18 protein-coding genes and 2 pseudogenes are annotated in these 18,742 nt (G+C 35.6%); 13 read left to right on the top strand and 7 right to left on the bottom strand.

Annotation, left to right across the window (positions count from 1 at the left end; genetic code table 11):
• Positions 1-5: 5 nt before the first annotated feature.
• From qoxB to BCER98_RS03270, 8 genes are all read left to right on the top strand, one after another.
• Positions 6-1,940, top strand: coding sequence for a cytochrome aa3 quinol oxidase subunit I (qoxB, locus tag BCER98_RS03305; protein ID WP_011983694.1), 1,935 nt, complete (start codon positions 6-8; stop codon positions 1,938-1,940).
• 13 nt (positions 1,941-1,953) lie between these two features.
• Positions 1,954-2,556, top strand: a complete 603-nt coding sequence (qoxC, locus tag BCER98_RS03300) for a cytochrome aa3 quinol oxidase subunit III (RefSeq protein ID WP_011983693.1) — start codon at positions 1,954-1,956, stop codon at positions 2,554-2,556.
• Between the two features lie 2 nt (positions 2,557-2,558).
• On the top strand, positions 2,559-2,855 hold the full coding sequence (gene qoxD, locus BCER98_RS03295; protein ID WP_011983692.1) for a cytochrome aa3 quinol oxidase subunit IV: 297 nt from the start codon (positions 2,559-2,561) through the stop codon (positions 2,853-2,855).
• Positions 2,856-3,137: 282 nt separating this feature from the next.
• Entirely contained in the window at positions 3,138-4,967 is a 1,830-nt protein-coding gene (locus tag BCER98_RS03290; protein ID WP_011983691.1) for a monovalent cation:proton antiporter family protein, read from the top strand.
• A gap of 163 nt (positions 4,968-5,130) precedes the next feature.
• Positions 5,131-5,352 (top strand): DUF4022 family protein, encoded by a 222-nt coding sequence (locus tag BCER98_RS03285; protein ID WP_011983690.1) that lies wholly within the window; start codon positions 5,131-5,133, stop codon positions 5,350-5,352.
• A 14-nt stretch (positions 5,353-5,366) separates the two neighbouring features.
• Entirely contained in the window at positions 5,367-5,804 is a 438-nt protein-coding gene (locus BCER98_RS03280; protein ID WP_011983689.1) for a GNAT family N-acetyltransferase, read from the top strand.
• Between the two features lie 271 nt (positions 5,805-6,075).
• Positions 6,076-7,467 (top strand): amino acid permease, encoded by a 1,392-nt coding sequence (locus BCER98_RS03275; RefSeq protein ID WP_011983688.1) that lies wholly within the window; start codon positions 6,076-6,078, stop codon positions 7,465-7,467.
• Positions 7,468-7,788: 321 nt separating this feature from the next.
• On the top strand, positions 7,789-9,342 hold the full coding sequence (locus tag BCER98_RS03270) for a DNA-binding protein (RefSeq protein ID WP_011983687.1): 1,554 nt from the start codon (positions 7,789-7,791) through the stop codon (positions 9,340-9,342).
• Between the two features lie 35 nt (positions 9,343-9,377).
• On the opposite strand, the gene brnQ1 is transcribed toward BCER98_RS03270, so the two are convergent.
• The gene (brnQ1, locus tag BCER98_RS03265; protein WP_041809448.1) at positions 9,378-10,679 is read right to left on the bottom strand and encodes a branched-chain amino acid transport system II carrier protein BrnQ1; all 1,302 of its coding nucleotides are present in this window, start codon (positions 10,677-10,679) and stop codon (positions 9,378-9,380) included.
• Positions 10,680-10,853: 174 nt separating this feature from the next.
• Here brnQ1 and BCER98_RS22070 point away from each other — a divergent pair, with 174 nt between their 5' ends.
• Together BCER98_RS22070 and BCER98_RS03260 are read left to right on the top strand one after the other, a co-directional pair.
• Positions 10,854-10,994 carry a peptide symporter family protein gene (locus BCER98_RS22070; protein ID WP_011983685.1) on the top strand — a complete coding sequence of 47 codons (141 nt, stop codon included), beginning with the start codon at positions 10,854-10,856 and terminating at the stop codon, positions 10,992-10,994.
• Positions 10,995-11,132: 138 nt separating this feature from the next.
• A pseudogene (locus tag BCER98_RS03260) lies at positions 11,133-11,668 on the top strand (POT-type proton-dependent oligopeptide transporter); the annotation flags it as partial.
• 28 nt (positions 11,669-11,696) lie between these two features.
• Here the strand turns inward: BCER98_RS03260 and BCER98_RS03255 are convergent.
• The 6 genes from BCER98_RS03255 to BCER98_RS03230 all read right to left on the bottom strand — a co-directional run bounded on the left by BCER98_RS03255 (position 11,697) and on the right by BCER98_RS03230 (position 16,012).
• On the bottom strand, positions 11,697-12,740 hold the full coding sequence (locus BCER98_RS03255; protein WP_011983684.1) for a YHYH domain-containing protein: 1,044 nt from the start codon (positions 12,738-12,740) through the stop codon (positions 11,697-11,699).
• 137 nt (positions 12,741-12,877) lie between these two features.
• Complete coding sequence (locus BCER98_RS03250) at positions 12,878-13,510, bottom strand: class A sortase (RefSeq protein ID WP_011983683.1); 633 nt, start codon at positions 13,508-13,510, stop codon at positions 12,878-12,880.
• Between the two features lie 95 nt (positions 13,511-13,605).
• Positions 13,606-13,851, bottom strand: a complete 246-nt coding sequence (locus BCER98_RS03245) for a hypothetical protein (protein ID WP_011983682.1) — start codon at positions 13,849-13,851, stop codon at positions 13,606-13,608.
• Positions 13,852-13,965: 114 nt separating this feature from the next.
• A complete protein-coding gene (locus BCER98_RS03240; RefSeq protein WP_011983681.1) occupies positions 13,966-14,439 on the bottom strand; it encodes a hypothetical protein in 474 nt (157 codons plus the stop codon).
• Positions 14,432-14,650: a helix-turn-helix transcriptional regulator gene (locus BCER98_RS03235; RefSeq protein ID WP_011983680.1), complete on the bottom strand. Its 219-nt coding sequence runs from the start codon at positions 14,648-14,650 to the stop codon at positions 14,432-14,434. The genes BCER98_RS03240 and BCER98_RS03235 overlap by 8 nt, the downstream gene beginning before the upstream one ends.
• 111 nt (positions 14,651-14,761) lie before the next feature.
• Positions 14,762-16,012 (bottom strand): 3D domain-containing protein, encoded by a 1,251-nt coding sequence (locus BCER98_RS03230; RefSeq protein ID WP_011983679.1) that lies wholly within the window; start codon positions 16,010-16,012, stop codon positions 14,762-14,764.
• A gap of 660 nt (positions 16,013-16,672) precedes the next feature.
• Between BCER98_RS03230 and BCER98_RS23570 the strand changes: the two are divergent.
• From BCER98_RS23570 to BCER98_RS03215, 3 genes and pseudogenes are all read left to right on the top strand, one after another.
• Positions 16,673-17,176: pseudogene (locus BCER98_RS23570) on the top strand (methyl-accepting chemotaxis protein); the annotation flags it as partial.
• A gap of 141 nt (positions 17,177-17,317) precedes the next feature.
• Positions 17,318-18,130 (top strand): undecaprenyl-diphosphate phosphatase, encoded by an 813-nt coding sequence (locus tag BCER98_RS03220; protein WP_011983677.1) that lies wholly within the window; start codon positions 17,318-17,320, stop codon positions 18,128-18,130.
• A 205-nt stretch (positions 18,131-18,335) separates the two neighbouring features.
• On the top strand, positions 18,336-18,629 hold the full coding sequence (locus tag BCER98_RS03215; RefSeq protein WP_011983676.1) for an antibiotic biosynthesis monooxygenase family protein: 294 nt from the start codon (positions 18,336-18,338) through the stop codon (positions 18,627-18,629).
• Positions 18,630-18,742: the final 113 nt, after the last annotated feature.

Raw genomic sequence — 18,742 nt, 5'->3', positions numbered from 1 at the left:
ACACAGTGAAGCTTGATGAATTTTTTGTCACAGGTGATCCGATTATTTACGGAGCTGACGCATCTATTGTTCTTGTGACATTAGCAATCCTTTTCGTACTGACAAAGTACAAAAAATGGAGATGGCTTTGGGACGAATGGTTAACAACTGTTGACCATAAGAAAATTGGTATAATGTATATTATCTCAGCAATTTTAATGTTATTCCGCGGTGGTATGGATGGTCTAATGATCCGTGCACAATTAACATTCCCTGATACAACATATTTAAACGCTGAACACTATAACGGTATCTTTACAACGCATGGTACAGTTATGATTATCTTTATGGCAATGCCATTCGTTATGGGATTAATGAACGTTGTTGTACCATTACAAATTGGTGCTCGTGACGTTGCATTTCCATTCTTGAATGCATTAAGTTTTTGGTTATTCTTTATCGGTGCTATGTTATTCAACATCGCCTTTGTTATCGGAGGTTCTCCAGATGCTGGATGGACAATGTACTTCCCAATGGCGGGTACAGAATTCTCTCCTGGCGTAGGAAATAACTACTACGCAATTGCATTACAGATTTCAGGTCTCGGTACGCTGATGACAGCAGTTAACTTCCTTGTTACAATCTTAAAAATGCGTGCACCTGGCATGAAGTTAATGCAAATGCCAATGTTCACATGGTCTATTTTAGTTACAACTGTTATTATTCTATTTGCTTTCCCAGTATTAACAGTTGCTCTTGCATTAATGACATTTGACCGTCTATTCGATGCTCACTTCTTTACGATGGCGAGCGGCGGTATGCCAATGCTTTGGGCTAACCTTTTCTGGGTATGGGGTCACCCTGAAGTATATATCGTTATTTTACCAGCATTTGGTATTTTCTCTGAGATTGTAAGTACATTCGCTCGTAAACGTTTATTCGGTTACAGTGCAATGGTATATTCAATGGTTGCAATTGCAATCTTAAGTGGTCTTGTATGGCTTCACCACTTCTTTACAATGGGTGCTGGTCCAGCAGTTAACTCATTCTTCTCGATTTCGACTATGGCGATTTCGATTCCAACCGGTGTTAAAATCTTTAACTGGTTGTTTACACTGTATAAAGGTCGTATTCGTTTTACAGTTCCAATGCTTTGGTCATTGGCATTTATTCCAAACTTCGTAATCGGTGGAGTTACAGGGGTTATGCTTGCGATGGCAGCAGCTGACTATCAATACCATAACAGCTACTTCCTAATCGCTCACTTCCATTACGTATTAATTGCAGGTACAGTATTTGCAATGCTTGCCGGATTTACATTCTGGTATCCAAAAATGACTGGTCACATGCTAAATGAGCGCATTGGTAAATGGACATTCTGGATCTTTATGATCGGATTTAATATCTGTTTCTTCCCAATGTACTTCCTAGGTTTAGATGGTATGACTCGTCGTATGTACACGTACTCAGCTGATCTTGGCTGGGGATGGCTAAACCAAATCGCATCTGTCGGTGCAGTAATGATGGGTATTGGCTTCATCCTATTAGCTTACAACGTAATTTACAGCATTCGCCATGGCGAACGCGATGTAACTGGAGACCCTTGGGATGGTCGTACGCTTGAGTGGGCAACACAATCTCCAGTACAACCTTACAACTTTGCAAAATTACCAGAAATTAAGCATAGCGATGTATTTTGGGAAATGAAGAAAAATGGTGAGTCTATTACACCGAAGGCTGAAGAATTGAAACCAATTCACATGCCAAGCAATTCAGGTGTTCCAATCATTATGTCTTCTTTTATCGGTCTTGCAGGTTTTGCTTTAGTATTTAGCTGGTTCTGGTTAGCAATTGTCGGTGGTATTGGTATGGTGGCTTGTATGATCTGGCGCTCATTCGATTATGACGAAGGATATTACATTAGCGTAGATGAAATTAAAAAGACAGAACATGTTGCATGAGAGGTGAAACGAAATGGCGGCTTTAGATAAAAGCTTACCTTTAGAATATCAATTGGAACAAAGTAGATTGAACATTCTAGGGTTCTGGATTTTCCTAGGGGCTGAGATCGTGCTGTTCGCAACACTTTTCGCCTCTTATCTAGTACTTGCTGGTCGTACGGCAGATGGCCCTACACCGGCTCAGCTGTTTGAACTAAAAACCCTTTTAATTCAAACACTCTTACTTTTAACAAGTAGTTTTACTTGTGGTATCGCAATTCATGAGATGCGTAGGCACAACAAAAATGCAATGTTAGGATGGTTTATCTTTACATTACTTTTAGGTGCAGGCTTCCTTTTCTTTGAAATTGAAGAGTTTATGACTTACGCTGCAGAAGGCGCAACAATCCAAACAAGTGGATTCCTATCTGGATTCTTCGTCCTTCTTGGAACGCATGGTGCTCACGTAACAGCTGGTATCATCTGGGCAATCTGTGTTATTATCCAAATTTTAAAACGAGGATTAACACCAATTACAGCTCGTAAAGTATTTATTATCAGCTTATACTGGCATTTCCTTGATGTTGTTTGGATCTTCATTTACACACTAGTTTACTTGAACGGGATGGTGGCGTAATAATGGGACAAAACAATCAAGCTCATAGCGGGTTTCCGTGGTCACACGTTTTCGGATTTATTTTATCACTTGCATTAACGTTCCTTGCTTTATACGTAGCGTTATATACTAGTTTGCCACTTTCAACAGTCTTAACAAGCATCATTGCAATGGCAGTGGCACAAGCAGCATTACAATTAGTTATGTTTATGCACATGAAAGAAGGAGAAGGTATCGCACAAACAATCGCAATGTTATTCAGCTTTTTCATCGCTGTAGTAACGGTTGCTGGTACAGTTTGGATTTTCTTCTCTATGTAATTTTCAAAAGTCTGCTGGACAATATCCTAGCAGACTTTTTTATTCCGCTATTTCCCCTCACTAATCCGGCTGTTAATTAGCAAAGAACGCATCCCTCTTAGTTAAAGTTTCACTCCCCCTTTTCATCCATATTACGGAAATTACAACATAATCATCTAAAGTATACTTATTATGACAAATGTTAAGAAAACTCTTTCTTTATGAAATCGAGTTCATACGCATTGCTTTTCTTCTTATAATATGGCTAAATAAGTACTATATTATTTGAAGGGAGAGAACGCAATGGAACAACATTCTTCAGTCCTATCACTCATGATTGTCGTCGCAATCGCGTTTTTCATTCCCCTTTTGCTGCAACGCTTTAAATTAAAAGCAATTCCTGTTGTCGTTGCAGAAATTATTGCAGGGATTTTTGTAGGAAAAAGTGGATTTAACGTTATCGAGCCAGATATGTGGCTAGAGGTCTTATCAACACTAGGATTTATTTTCTTAATGTTTTTAAGCGGTTTAGAAATTGACTTTTCAATTTTTAAACAAAAAGAAAAAAAGAATAAAACAAACGAACCAAATACGTTCCAAGTAGCAAGTACTATCTTCTTGTTCATCTTCATTTTGTCCTATGGCTTATCGCTCATGTTCGTATGGCTTGGATTTGTAGATAGCGCACTCTTTATGACGTTAATTATTTCAACGATTTCCTTAGGTGTCGTTGTGCCAACTTTAAAAGAAAACAATTTAGGTAAAACAGCAATTGGCCAAATTATTTTATTAGTCGCTGTTATCGCTGACTTAGTCACAATGATTTTGCTTGCTGTATTCGTTGGATTAAACTCTGAAAGCGGCCAAAGTATGTGGCTCCTTCTCGTTTTATTTGGAGCGGGCATTGTCATTTATTTCGTTGCAATACGCTTTAAAAATATTCCATACTTAGAAAGCTTAAAGGCGGGTAGTGTACAAATTGACACACGTGCTGTTTTTGCACTCATCTTAATATTAGTTGGATTATCTGAATCTGTCGGTGCAGAAAATATTTTAGGAGCGTTTTTAGCTGGGGTTCTCGTATCCTTACTATCGCCAAATGAAGAAATGGTCGAAAAACTGGATTCTATCGGATATGGATTCTTCATCCCTATTTTCTTCGTTATGGTTGGTGTTAATCTAGAAGTATGGTCTATTTTTAAAGAACCTTCTAGTATGTTAATGATTCCAATTTTAATTATCGGTCTCCTTATTTCAAAACTGCTACCATCGCTTATCTTGCGAAAATGGTATCCACGCAACATTGTATTAGGAAGTGCGATTTTATTAACATCTACGCTGTCATTAGTTATCGCAGCAGCGCAAATTGGTGAAAAATTGAAGATTATTAGTCCAAGCCTGTCTGCTGCGCTTATTTTAAGTGCAGTCATTACATGTATTTTTGCACCTGTATTATTTAAAAAGATGTTCCCAAAAGTGGAAACGCCAAAACCTAAAGTTTCTATTATTGGTGCAAGTCGAATTACATTGCCACTATCGCTTGATTTGAAGCGTGAAGGCTATGATGTAACCCTTTATATGATGCGTCAAAATAAACTAAACACAGAGGAATCTCAGTCACATGACTTCCCAATTGTAAAGTTAGATACAATCTCTATAGAATCATTAGAAGAAAAGAAAGCATTTGATGCTGATCGCGTTGTTGTTGCAACAAGTGATGACGAACAAAACTTATTGCTGGCAGAACATGCAAAAGAATTAGGCGTTGAACATGTCATTGCAAGTGTAGAAGACCCGCTCCTCCAAGAAAAAGCGACACAAGAACATATTGCCGTATTCTCAACGATTAACTCGACACGAATTTTACTACGAGCACTTATTGATAAACCAAGTCTCGTTCATTTAATTACAACATCAAATGAAACAGTTCGTGAAGTTGAATTACGCAGTAATAAATATAACGGTTTACCACTTCGTCGTTTACCATTCTTAGGAGATGTGCTGATTATTCAAATTTATCGTGGAAAGAAAGCATTAATACCACATGGTGATACGAAACTACAGCATGGTGATACACTACTTGTTACTGGTTCTAAAGAGCATATTGATACACTAAAAAGTATACTCGAATAGGCAAAAGTCCCCTTCTCTCTTTTAAGGGGACTTTTTTATTCCAAGTTCTTTTTTATTCCAAGTTCTTTTTACTCTTCTTACACAATTTTTATTTTTTCTTACAGTTCTTATTTTTTAATGGTAAAATATTACTACCAACAATAATACGGAGATGAATTACACGATGTCTATTTCAACTTTAGCTCTTTTATTATTAGCAGAAGTACTTGTTGCCATTATTCTCATTGGCATTAGTATTGAGATTTGTAGTTACGGATGGAAAAAATCAACTGGAATAAAATATACTTGTCTCACATGTTCACTTCTTCTTGGTGCAAGCAGTATAATAGGGCTTTGTATTGCCCCAGCCTATTTCTTTTTACAACTTATTGAAAAAGGACTATAAGAAAGGAGAATCCTATGATAATTGTGAAACATATTGATGCATCCGAGACTTATGAATTACGGCAAAAAATTTTACGTCCAAAGCAAACGATAGAAGATTGTAAATATCCTTCTGATTACGAATCATCCTCCTTTCATCTAGGCGCATTTCTACACGATAAATTGATTAGCATTGCCTCTTTTTCTAAAGAATCCTCTCCCTATCTATCTGGAAGACTTCATTATCGTTTAAGAGGCATGGCTACACTCACCAACTTCCGAAAGCAACATGCTGGTAGCTCATTAATCCAACAAGCCAAAGTGATCTTACAAGAGCGCCAAGCACATATGCTTTGGTGTAATGCACGAATCACAGTTACAAATTACTATAAACATTTAGGATTCTATGAATATGGTGAAATCTTTCATATCCATCCGATTGGCCCTCATATACTTATGTATACAATTTTATAAGCTGAAACTTGAATCAGTATCATCGACTACTGATTTAAAGCTCTATTCCTCTCCTTTCTATAAACAGCGAAATACATGGACGTATAAGTTGCTTTCTTATGATGTCTATTGATGACAACCATTCACCACCGTAACTTACATGTTAGAGAATAAATCAATATATAGTACAGATATAATTAACAATTCTTGTAGCACAACAGAATAAAATGTTTTATAATTTAAAATAGTCAAACATATACAATGTATTTTTCATCCTACAAGGAGGCTTCTTATGCAACACTCAAACAAATCGAGTCATTTAAATCGCGGTTTAAAACAGCGGCACATTACTTTAATGTCACTCGGATCTGCGATTGGAGTTGGATTATTTTTAGGATCGGCTTCTGCTATTAAACTAGCTGGCCCTTCTATTTTACTAGCCTATATGATTGCTGGGCTCGTAATCTTTTTCATTATGCGTGCCCTTGGAGAAATGGCAATTGAACAACCTGTCGCTGGTTCTTTTAGTAAATATGCATATGATTATTTAGGACCACTTGCTGGCTATATAACGGGTTGGAATTACTGGTTTTTATGGGTCGTTACATGTATGGCCGAAATTACAGCAGCCGGAATATATATGCAGTATTGGTTCCCAGATATCCCGCGCTGGATTTGGGCGCTACTTGCTCTCTTATTAATGAGCGCTTTCAACTTTCTATCTGTAAAAGTATTTGGAGAACTTGAATTTTGGTTTGCTTTAATCAAAATTGTCACAATAATCTGTATGATCGTTGTCGGGGTTGGTATTATTCTATTTGGCTTTGGAAATGATGGGATTGCTACTGGTATTTCAAATCTTTGGTCACATGGCGGATGGTTTCCAAATGGTTTCTCTGGCTTACTCCTTTCCTTACAAATGGTTTTATTCGCTTATTTAGGGGTAGAACTAATTGGTGTTACAGCAGGTGAAGCACAGAATCCGAAAAAAACACTTGCTAAAGCAATTGATAATGTATTTTGGCGGATATTGCTCTTTTACGTCGGTGCTTTGTTTGTTATGATGGCAATTTATCCATGGAATGAATTAGGAGACAAAGGAAGTCCATTTGTATTAACATTCCAACAAATTGGAATAGCAAAAGCAGCTGGGATTATTAATTTTGTTGTTTTAACAGCTGCACTTTCTTCTTGTAATGGCGGATTATTTAGTACAGGCCGTATGTTATTTACGTTAGCAGAGCAGAAAAAAGCTCCGAAAAGATTTGGACACCTAAATAAAAATGGGATTCCAAGGAACGGTATTTTAGCAACTGCTTTCGTTCTTCTCGTTGGTGTTATTTTAAATTATCTTGTTCCTGCTAAAGTATTTACATGGCTTACAAGTATCTCAACATTTGGAGCAATTTGGACATGGGGGATTATACTTATTGCACAAATTCGTTTCCGTAAAGGATTAACCGTGCAAACAAAACAAAAATTAACATACAAAATGCCTTTATATCCACTCAGTTCTTATTTTTCACTCGCTTTTCTTATCCTTGTATTAGGCATCATGGCATATTCAGAAGATACAAGGGTCGCATTAATTGTTGGTCCCATTTGGTTAATTGCACTCGCAATTGTGTATTATATAAAAGGATTCCATAAAATAGACGATGTACCAAGCTCAAAAATTAGTTAAGTATTGATCCCCTCTTCATTAGAGGGGATATTTTTATCCCGCTATTTTAGGGGTAGTAAGACTCCCACCTCAAGACTCAGAGAGAAACAAGGAAGATAGGTGGGAGTAGGGCTGCCCGTAACAGCCCGATTGGTGAGGGCTCATAATCAGTAGGGGATGAAGAAAACCCCCGCTGATTAAAGTTTCACGTTATACTTTTTCAACAAAATTTGTGCTATTTTTACGTCTTTTTCATATATTTTTTATTTTTCATCTTTCTTTTTGCAAAAAAATCTATTACATTATTAAAGCAATTTATTTTTTTATTAGGGGGATTCTTCTATGAAGAACAAAAAACGGCTTATATTATCACTAGCAGTAACGATTACACTCACTACTGGAAGCGCTTATCTTCCATCTGCTTTTGCTGAAAGCTCCACAGATCCTGCACCTGAAATTACAGCAAAGGTTATCAATCAAAATAACGGAAAAAAAGTATTATTTGATAACACTCACGGTCAAACGGCCGGAACAGCTGATTGGGTTATCGATGGTGGTTTTTCTGATTTTGGAAATGGTATTGCTAATAATGGATATTTTGTAAAAGAACTTCGCCAATCGAACCCGATTACATATGAAACTCTAAAAGATTACAATGTATTTATCGTTCCTGAAGCAAATATTCCTTACAAAAAGTCAGAGCAAGACGCTATGCTACAATATGTTAAAAATGGTGGAAGTATTTTCTTTATAGCGGATCATTATAATGCAGACCGCAATAAAAATCGTTGGGATTCTTCGGAAGTTTTTAATGGGTATAGACGAGGTGCATGGGAAAATGCTGCAAAAGGAATGTCCACTGAAGAAGAAACTTCCTTAGCAATGCAAGGAGTAGAAAGTTCTGATTGGTTATCACAAAACTTTGGTATTCGCTTTCGCTACAATGCATTAGGAGATATTACTGCTACAAATATCGTATCCCCTAATCAATCATTTGGTATTACAGCAGGTGTTTCATCTGTAGCTATGCATGCGGGCTCTACACTTGCTATTACAAATCCTAAATTAGCAAAAGGAATTGTATATCTTCCAGAGAATCCACCAAAATGGAATCATGCAGTGGATAGTGGTGTTTATAATGGCGGTGGTATTGCGGAAGGTCCATATGTTGCAATCGCTAAAGTAGGGCTCGGGAAAGCAGCCTTTATCGGTGACTCATCCCCAGTCGAAGATGCAACGCCAAAATACGTTCGTGAAGATACGGGACAACCGAAGAAAACGTATGATGGCTATAAAGAACAAAACGATGCAATTTTGTTAGAAAATATCGTAAATTGGTTATCCCATCAGGAGACATACACAAGCTTAGACCAAATAAGTGGATTACAATTAGATGAACCAACACCTTTACAAACATTCGAGCAGCCAAGCTTATCAACTGAACCACAACCAGAACCTTGGAGCGCTCCAACTCAAGGTTATCAATGGTTCAATACGGATACTTTTAAACCTGGTTCATACGGATATAAAGGTTCAATAGCGACACCCGTTCATAATTATGTAGTTACTCATCCTAGCGTTCTACCAAATAATGAAGTGTTTCAAATAAAAATTCAAGTCAATAATTTATTACCTAACACAACGTACAACAATTATTCGCTAGGAATTTTCATAGCTGGCGGTACACAAGTTGCAAAAGTACAAAACTCAAACGGAACATGGCCATCTACTTATGGATATAGTAATGCCTTTTCCTTCACGACAAATAGCCAAGGTTCAGCTGAGAAAGTAGTAAATGTACAAATTTCACCGAATACAATTGGTCAAGCAACATTGCGCCTACGTCAAAATTCTATAGCTAAATATAGCGAGCCTGTTACAATTCATGCAAACTAAATAAAAAGGTGTTTTCCGTTATGGAAAGCACCTTTTTAATCCTTTTTGTTAACTAAAACACTTATAACAATTCCAAGACACGCACTTACAATAGCCGGAACTAGCCAACCGACTCCTTCTGTATAAAAAGGAATATGTTTAAGTAGCGGTGTCCATCTATCCATGAATACATTCCGATTTACAATATCTATTGCGCTAAATAGCGCTACGCTCCCGATTGTTATAGGATATATATATACATATCGGCTAATCTTTTTATGAAACAGTCCTAATATGATTAACGTTAAAGCAACTGGATATATGAATCCAAGGATTGGAACCGATACCTTTAAAATCTCTGTCAATCCCAAATTAGCCAGAAACATGCTTATAAAGCTTAGTATAAATCCCCAAACTCTATAAGGTATTTTGGGGAATACACTTGTAAAAAATTGACTACACGATGTCACAAGACCTACGGAAACACAGAGGCATGCAATCGTAAAGATAATTCCTAGCAGAACAACACCACTTTGTCCAAATAACAGAGTCATCACTCCTGCTAGTACTTTCGCACCATTCTCAAACTGTCCTAATGAACCACTAATTGAACCGACATATCCAAGGATAATATAAATAATAGACAATAAAAGCCCGGCACCAACGCCCGCTATACTCATATATTTCGCTAAGCTTTTATCGGATTTTATCCCCTTTTCCTGTACAGCATTCGCAACTACAATACCAAAGATTAAGGCAGCCAATGCATCCATTGTTAAATAGCCATCTAAAAATCCTTGAAACATAGGTGCTTGTCCATAATTTCCAAGCGGCGCTTCCAAAGCTCCTACAGGCGTAATCATGCTTTTTATAAAAATAAGAGCAATCATACATAATAATAAAGGCGTCAACACTTTCCCAAATAGGTCCATTAGTCTTGATGGCGATAAGCTAAGCCAATACACAATACTAAAGAAAACGACCGTGTAAACTAACAAGACTAATTTTCCAGGCTCCGGAAAGAATGATCCGAATCCCATTTCAAACGCTAAACTCCCTGCTCGTGGTATTCCAAGTCCTGGACCGATAAATACATACACTAAACAAGGAAAAACAATAGCAAATGAACGATGCACCCGTTCTCCTAATGCTTGAAAACTTCCTGCCTTCGCAACTGCCACAACACCTAATATCGGAAGTCCTGTCGCTGATATGATAAAACCTATCAACGAAATCCACACATACTCTCCTGCCTCATATCCTAAAAAGGGAGGGAATATAAGATTTCCAGCACCAAAGAACATGGAGAATAGCATTAAGCTAATAAGTAAAATCTCTTTTTTCTGTAACACTCTCATTTTCTCCTTCTAAATTCCATATAAAGCAAACATAGTCCATAGTCTATCACAAAAGAATTTCTCATTCTACACTTGTTATGTTTTCCGATTTCTTCAAAAAAATCAAACTTTATCGACTTTTAATACTTAATAAAGAAAAATATTTAATTTTGGTTTGTTTCAGAGGAACCTTATATGGAATCAGCGATACAACTTGAGAAAAAACAACATATAGCGGTAATCATTATTTTAACTTGCTTCGTTGTCTTGTTCTGGGCAGGATTTGAACAAGCAGGAAGCTCCTTGACACTATATACAAATAAAATGGAACTTTAATCAGTGGGGGTTTTCTTCCATCCCCCACTGATTATGAGCCCTCACCAACCGGGCTGTTACGGGCAGCCCTCCTCCCACCTATCTTCCTTGCTTCTTTCTGAATCTTGAGGTGGGAGTCTTACTGCCCTAAAATAGCGGGATAAATTTATTGATTGCTCCGTATTTGGATGGGAAATTCCAACATCTTAGTTTCAATCGGTCAATCCTTTATTTATTATTTTACTTGCTCCAGCTATTTCCGCACTATGGGCAAAGGTTGCAACTACAAAACACGGTGATTTAAAAATCTCAACAAAAATGGGTGTTAGTATGATTTTGCTTGGAATCGGTTATATGGTTCTTGTAATCTTGACATTAAAAACAAGTAGCGATGAATCTAATGTGGCGGAAAAAGCACACTTACTCTTTATTGTTTTTACGTATCTTTTCCATACATTAGGTGAACTATTCTTATCACCTGTTGGATTATCAATGGTAAGCACCTTAGCTCCAATCAAACTTGCTTCTTTACTGATAGGTGTGTTGGCTTGCCAGTTCAGGGATTGCTAATATTGTAAGTGGACAGCTTGCAAGCTTCACAACTTCTAGTATTTATCATGATAGGAGCTGTCGCAATTGTGCTAGGTTGTGTTTTATGGTTACTATCTAAAAAATTAGTAAAATGGATGGAATAAAAAAGATGAGGGACTTTCCCTCACCTTTTTATGCACTCTCACCTTTTTCAATTGCTTGCTTATATAACTCTTTATGCTCTTTGTATTCACTTGGAACAAATCTTTTATAGAAAAATGAAAGCCAGCTATCTCCTTTTTTATATCCTTCTTCACGAATTTTTTTGGCTTTTTTATTCGAATGGAATCCTTCTGTAAACCATTTCTTCTGCAAATCATTTTGTTTATACTTCGAAGGGACTTTTAAATCATAGTTTTCAAATGCATATGTATATCCCTCTTTCTCTATTCGTTTTTTCGTATTTTCATATGATTTTTCATAAGCTGCTTCATATGCTTTTACATACTCTTCTTTTTCATTATTTCTAGGATTCTTTTCAGCTAATGTTTCCCCATCTTTTTTACCTATCTCTTCCTGTTCCTTTTTAATCTTTTCTGTTCGCTCTTTATTTCCTATTTGAAATCCTTCTGCAAAGTTTGCTTTAAATTCTGGAGCTACTTGGCTATCATCCATTGTCTCTTGCGCTAATCCTTGTTCTTTTCCTTTTTCAAAATGCCCTTTTCTCTGCTCTGCTAATAACCACGCTGAAGAATACGCATGTGTAAAAGCTTGCTTATAAGCTTCTGATTTTCCAGCTATATGTACTTCTACATTGTTCTTTCCTGCTTGAAAATCTGTTTCTCCATTCTTCTGACCATCTGCTTGACCCTTTTCTATATCGGCTTGTCGTTGTGCTTCCTCTTTACGTTGTCTCTCTTCCTCCGCTTGTCGTTGCGCTTCCTCTTTACGCTGTCTCTCTTCCTCCGCTTTTCTTTGTTCCTCAGCTTTTTGTTGTGCTTTAGCTTCTGCTGCACCATTATTTTGACTAGATGTCGTAGAATTTGTAGTATTATTCGAAGCCGGTTTGTTATGATAATGATATTCTCCGTATTGCAATCCCCATTTCTCACAATTTGTCCGGCACGTATGTCCACCGTTAGCATCCGTTCTTCCTGGATGTGCATAAACAGATGCGGGTGCTACTAATAATGCTACACTCGCTGTTAAAAATAATTTTCGCACTTGTTTCTTCATTCTTGTTCCTCCAAAACTCAAAATACACCTTTATTATACAAAAATACTAATATGTTGTAATCATAATATATTTATTCTATTATTTTTTAATATTGGCAAAAATAAAGAAGGTTCACTCTCAAGCGAGTAAACCTTCTTTATTTCTTTTGCTTCATTTGTACAAAATCACCTGAAACAACATAACGTTTCGAATTATCTGCAATAGATACACAAGTAATAAGTGTTATTTCTTCTTTCCCATGATCCTCCACAACTTCCCACTTATCAGGAGTTACTTCTGATACACCTGTTACAGCATACTCATACTCATTATCATTATCATATAAATAAATTTTATCGCCTTTTTTCAAAGTTGCTACATCACTAAACAAAACACCCTTTTTAGACATATTATGCCCAGCTAATGCATAATTTCCTTTTCCCATTTCTTGCTTATCCTTCACGGTTGTTGCACCTGATAACAAATTTTTCTCAGTTGAACTATTTAAGACGGGAAGTTCCAATGAAATACTCGGAATCTTAATTCGCCCAATTACTTGTTTTTTATCTAACGACGCATTCGCTACCTCTGCTAAATCGGGCTGCTTAATTTGAGAAGCATCTACAAATTTTGTTTCTTGTTTTTGATATTCCATTTTCTGAACAACTTGAGCATTCGTTTCTTGTTTTTTCCCTGCCATATATTCATCATAAAATGGCTTACCTATTAATACTCCACCTACAACAAACAACAGAATTGCTAATATACTATATACTTTCCCCTTATTCATATATAATTCCTTTCCACTACAAAGTCTTACTTCTATATAAGATGATAAGATAAGATGACTATATGTACAAGTATGAGGTGAAAAGGAATAAGAATTTATTTATGAATATGATAAAGTGAAACTTTAATCAGTGGGAGTTTCCTCATCCCCCACTGATTATGAGCCCTCACCATCTGTTCCACTTTCCCGCGATATGCCGGGTTTGATATACTTCCTTTCGGCAATTCCTCTATTTCATTTACAAACATTTTCTTTTCTACCGACTCTGCATTCACATAATTCCCTGGACATAATACACTTGCAATGCCAATGATTCCGCTATACAACAATACTTTTTTCATTTTCTCACTTCCCCATGTTCAATCTAATTTCTATCATAAGAAACATTTGTAAACCCTTACCTCTTTATAAATTAATTTTTTGTAAAAAATAAAAGACGTGCTATACACACGCCTTTAAGCAAATTTATTTCGATAAAGTGAAATGTGAAACACTGTCATTTGAATGAAATAGATAAAATACACAATATACAATGGATATGCAGGAACATATAGGCTCACTAAAGGAGTGAATACTAGTAATGCAAGTGCAAAAGGTAATACACACCATAAAGAAAGAAATGTAGTACGGCATGCTTTCGCTGTCATTCCCTCTTCCCGTTCATCTTCCTGTGGAAATAATAACGGATACACCCAGACGGAAAGAGACTTCACTTTTTTCTTTTTCCTCTTATAGAAAACAAACGCTATAAGAGCTCCAGTTAATAATAGTACAAATGGCATGACGTTCATTGATATTTCAAATGAAAATTTGTCATATTTTATAATATTCGAAAACTCTGCAAAAAAATAATAAAACTCAACCAACGCCCAACACGATACTATGCTATACAATAGATTCACAATATACGAAACAGCGATTTTATTCATCTACTTCTCCCTCCTTATTTAAAACAAAAACATCCTCCATCTTTAGATGAAAAACATCACAAATCATTAACGCTAATAATAATGAAGGAACATAATCTCCTTTTTCAATTGCTGCAATTGTTTGTCTTGTCACACCGACTTTTTCAGCCAATGTACTTTGTGTAAAGTTAAAACGAGCTCTTAGCTCCTTTACTCTATTATAAATGGTCAACTTTACCACCCCTTACCATTATTGTATGCTATACTTTACAAAATGTAAATTCAACTTAACATTTATTTACAAAAAAATCCAACTTCACATAATGTAAAGTTGGATTTGATTTTAATTTAAAATTGTAACTTTAACAGTTCTTCTGCCCCAAGCACTAGATGCTGCTTTATTTGGCATTAGTACATCAATTCGATGTCCTTTAATAGCTCCACCAGTATCTCCAGCAATTGCAATTCCATACCCCTCAACCTTCACAGTAGATCCTAATGGAATGACTCTTGGGTCTACTGCAATTAGTTTTAAGTTTGGATTTCCAGTTAAATCATGTCCCATTGCTGACTTAACATGCTCTCCTGCCTTATAACCATTTTCTAAAGGATCTGCTGTATAAGCTGTAGCTTCTACATAAATCTCTCTCCCATTTGAAGCAGGTTTTGGAGTTGGTTTCAGTTCTGGTTTTGAAGTATTGTTGTTTACTACAGGTGCAGCTTGTTCCTGTTTTTGTTTAGCAGCTATTTCTGCTTTCGCCTTCTCTAAAGCTTCTCGTTCAGCCTTGGCAGCTTCCTCTGCTTTCGCTCGCTCTTCTGCTGCTAATCGAGCTGCTTCTTGTTCACGAGCAATCGTTTCTTGCACAGTTTTCATATTTGCTTCAATTTTCGCTTTTTCTTGTTCAGCTAAATTGATTTGATTTGCGATTTGATTATATTTTTCTTGTACACTTTGTAAATTTTCTTGACGCTTTTTCAAGTTTTCTTGTAGTTCGGCTTGCGCTTGCGCTAGCTTTTGTTTATCTACAGTTAAAGACGCTTCTTTTTCATCAATTGTCTTTTTATCTTCTTCAATTTGACGAAGATCTTGTTCTTGTAATCGTAAAATTTCTTTATCTGCATCTAAAATTGTAGACACAGCAGTCATACGTTGTAAGAAATCAGCAAAGTTTTTTGATTCTACAACAACTTCCACTACTAAACTTGTATTAGAACTGTTTTGTACAGAAATCATACGCTTTTTCATAATATCTTTGCGAGCAAGCACCTTATCTTCTAAAACGATAATTTCTTTCTTTTTTTGTTCAATCTGCTTATGCGTTTCATCAATTTTACGCTGAATAGCAGCTTGATCCTCTTTGTTTTTTGTAATTGTATTATTTAAAGTATGTAGTTCATTCTCAATGCTTTGAATTTCTTTCGTAACAGCTTGCTTCTCTTGTTCTTTTTTCTGAATATCATCATTATTCTGCTGCAATTGCTGTTGCATGTTGTTTAATTTCTCGTCGTTTGACTCAGCTTTTACAGCGACTGTACTAGAAAGGCCAATAATTCCTGCTAATACAAGGCTACTGATTCGCTTAAAATAGTTCATAATCCGACTCCCTTCTCATACAGTTATACATGATTTATTTTACAGTTTGTTTACAAACTCATTAAATGCATTTTATTTTTCATGACAAAAGAGCGCGGATTACAAAATAATGTAATACATTCTTAAATTTTTAACAATTAACTATACTTATAACGCGTTAAAAATGCTAAAATCCAAATATAGAGAAAATAAAAATCAAAGGCGGTTGGAGCGAATACTATGTTTACTCAAACAAAATCATTGCAAACGAAAATTAGCCAATTAGAGAATCGCATACATGAATTAGAAACTCAATTACAACAAAAGGAAATCGAACAACAAGAAATCATTTCTTCTATTCATAAGCGTTTACAAAATGTTGTTAAAGAACATGAGCATGTGAATAGCCAACATCATACACTCCAAGACTTAATTCAACAATTAAATGCAAGTTTCAAGAACGTTTCTACAAGTACAACAAATTCAAATGAATTAAACAGTGAAATGTTACAAAAAGAACAAGACCTCATTCAATCTATTGAAAAGATTGTCGTATGTTCTAACGAAGGAAAAGAATCTGTTCATCGTTTGTTAATTGTAATTAACAAATTAGGTGAACAATCGCAACGAACTTCTGATAGTATGAATCATTTAAGTGAGCGCTCTAAAGAAATTGAACAAATTGTTGAAGTGATTCAAAATATCGCTGCTCAAACAAATTTATTAGCATTAAACGCAAGCATTGAAGCTGCTCGTGCTGGTGAACATGGAAAAGGGTTTGCAGTCGTTGCAAATGAAGTACGTAAATTAGCGGAAAGTACAGCTGAAAGCACAAAAAACATAGGGAACTTAACGAAAAAAATTCAAGAAGAAATTGAGAAAGCATATGAAAATACGAAAGATAATCTTCATTTAGTCGATGAAGGCGTCGAAATGAGCGCAGATACAAACGCTAGAATTGAAACTATTTTAACAATGATCCAAACATTGCAAACAGATGCTACAAATGTTATTCAAGCTATTGAAAATCAAAAGCTTTGCAATGACGAGGTTTTACATGAATTCGCTACTACAAAACAAATGTTCGAAAAATTAAATACGACGATTATGAAGCATATCGATGATGCCCAAAAAGTTGATACACAATTATCAAAAAGCATACAAGAAATTGCAACAACAAAATAATAATACAAAGCTCCTACCAAAAGGTAGGAGCTTTGTATTATTATTCAAGAATGAATTTTATTTTTCTTTCAATCTACTGGCACTATTTTGCTATAATAAGAAAAGCTGTCTATATCAACTATTCGTTATAAGGAGGATGTTATGGAACAATTGTATTATATTTTAAAGTATTTATTCCTTGGTTTATTTCAAGGGTTAACGGAACCGATCCCAATCTCTTCAAGTGGGCATCTTGTACTAGCCCAGCACTTATTGGGTTTAAAAATAGAAGGGTTTAGTTTTGAGCTGCTTGTTAATGCTGCTTCATTATTAGCAGTATTACTCATTTATAGAAATGATCTAATCAGACTAACGAAAAATGGTTTCTCTTATTTATTCACAAAACAAGCAGAGGCAAAATCAGATTTTTTCTTTATTATTTACCTCATCATTGCCACAATTCCTGCAGGCGTAATTGGTGTGTTATTTAAAGATCATATTGAATATTACCTAAAAGGGGTCAAAATGGTTGGAATTTCACTCATTATTACAGCCATTGGTCTTTGGATTATTCGCAATTTACGTGGACGTAAAAATGATGGAGACCTTGCAATGAAAGATGCGATTATTGTTGGGCTGGCTCAAGCTTGTGCGTTAGTTCCTGGTATTAGCCGCTCGGGTGCTACAATTGTTGCAGCAATGTTACTTGGCATGAAACAAGAAACAGCTTTACGTTTTTCATTCTTACTATATATTCCGGTTAGTTTAGGCGGATTATTACTAAGTATTACAGATATTGCAAAAGATCCTAATTTAAATACATTATTTATTCCTTATCTTGTAGCATTCATTGCAACATTTATCATGACATATATTTCTTTAAAATGGTTTATGAACATTATGGCTAAAGGAAACTTAAAATATTTCTCATTTTACTGTGTAATCGTCGGTGTCCTTACTATTCTCTTTTTATAGATAGAAGAATTTTTTCACCATGATTATCCCTTATTTAAAAGGCTGTTCTATTTAATAGAATAGCCTTGTTCTATTCTAAATTAAATCCCTTCTATCCCCTTATATGCTTTTTCCTTTTGTTTACTTTTAATTTTCAGAATAGTATAATATTTATATCGTTATTCATTTATATAATTTTTTATCATGTATATAAAGAGGTGTGCCTATGTTTATTATTACGAAACTGATTCATATTAAATTTGGCTATGAAACCGAAGTGATTCAATCACTTCAAAACTATTATCCACTCTCTAGTACTCATGGATTTATTAACATCGAGTTCAATCATATACAACGTACAGATTATGGAAATGAGTATATGATTCGTATATTGTGGAAAACACAAGAAGATTATCACGAATGGATTTCTCATAAAAAGAAAACAGGCTTAGCAACATGGAAACAACAGTTTCAACACTGTATTCTTTCTTCAAAGTCTAATGTTATACACATGAAGTAAACTCCCCCACCTACGGCTCGCTTAGAAGTGGGGGGCTTCTATTTGCTTATCACCTGAAATTGATAGGAGTGTTCTAACTTCCTCACATTCACAGTAAGAGAGAGTGGTGATTC

Source organism: Bacillus cytotoxicus NVH 391-98 (genome assembly GCF_000017425.1).
Classification (GTDB): Bacteria; Bacillota; Bacilli; order Bacillales; family Bacillaceae_G; genus Bacillus_A; species Bacillus_A cytotoxicus.
This window is presented reverse-complemented; position numbering and strand designations above follow the sequence as displayed.

What these genes read in the sequence shown, in the direction of transcription:
- qoxD (WP_011983692.1), top strand. Translation starts at nt 2,559, where the DNA reads ATGGGACAAAACAATCAAGCTCATAGCGGGTTTCCGTGGTCACACGTT.
- BCER98_RS03245 (WP_011983682.1), bottom strand. Translation starts at nt 13,851, where the DNA reads ATGAAAAAAGTATTGTTGTATAGCGGAATCATTGGCATTGCAAGTGTA.
- BCER98_RS03250 (WP_011983683.1), bottom strand. Translation starts at nt 13,510, where the DNA reads ATGAATAAGGGGAAAGTATATAGTATATTAGCAATTCTGTTGTTTGTT.
- qoxC (WP_011983693.1), top strand. Translation starts at nt 1,954, where the DNA reads ATGGCGGCTTTAGATAAAAGCTTACCTTTAGAATATCAATTGGAACAA.
- BCER98_RS03230 (WP_011983679.1), bottom strand. Translation starts at nt 16,012, where the DNA reads ATGAACTATTTTAAGCGAATCAGTAGCCTTGTATTAGCAGGAATTATT.
- BCER98_RS22070 (WP_011983685.1), top strand. Translation starts at nt 10,854, where the DNA reads ATGGAATCAGCGATACAACTTGAGAAAAAACAACATATAGCGGTAATC.
- BCER98_RS03285 (WP_011983690.1), top strand. Translation starts at nt 5,131, where the DNA reads ATGTCTATTTCAACTTTAGCTCTTTTATTATTAGCAGAAGTACTTGTT.
- BCER98_RS03220 (WP_011983677.1), top strand. Translation starts at nt 17,318, where the DNA reads ATGGAACAATTGTATTATATTTTAAAGTATTTATTCCTTGGTTTATTT.
- BCER98_RS03290 (WP_011983691.1), top strand. Translation starts at nt 3,138, where the DNA reads ATGGAACAACATTCTTCAGTCCTATCACTCATGATTGTCGTCGCAATC.
- brnQ1 (WP_041809448.1), bottom strand. Translation starts at nt 10,679, where the DNA reads ATGAGAGTGTTACAGAAAAAAGAGATTTTACTTATTAGCTTAATGCTA.
- BCER98_RS03280 (WP_011983689.1), top strand. Translation starts at nt 5,367, where the DNA reads ATGATAATTGTGAAACATATTGATGCATCCGAGACTTATGAATTACGG.
- BCER98_RS03240 (WP_011983681.1), bottom strand. Translation starts at nt 14,439, where the DNA reads ATGAATAAAATCGCTGTTTCGTATATTGTGAATCTATTGTATAGCATA.
- BCER98_RS03270 (WP_011983687.1), top strand. Translation starts at nt 7,789, where the DNA reads ATGAAGAACAAAAAACGGCTTATATTATCACTAGCAGTAACGATTACA.
- BCER98_RS03275 (WP_011983688.1), top strand. Translation starts at nt 6,076, where the DNA reads ATGCAACACTCAAACAAATCGAGTCATTTAAATCGCGGTTTAAAACAG.
- BCER98_RS03215 (WP_011983676.1), top strand. Translation starts at nt 18,336, where the DNA reads ATGTTTATTATTACGAAACTGATTCATATTAAATTTGGCTATGAAACC.
- BCER98_RS03255 (WP_011983684.1), bottom strand. Translation starts at nt 12,740, where the DNA reads ATGAAGAAACAAGTGCGAAAATTATTTTTAACAGCGAGTGTAGCATTA.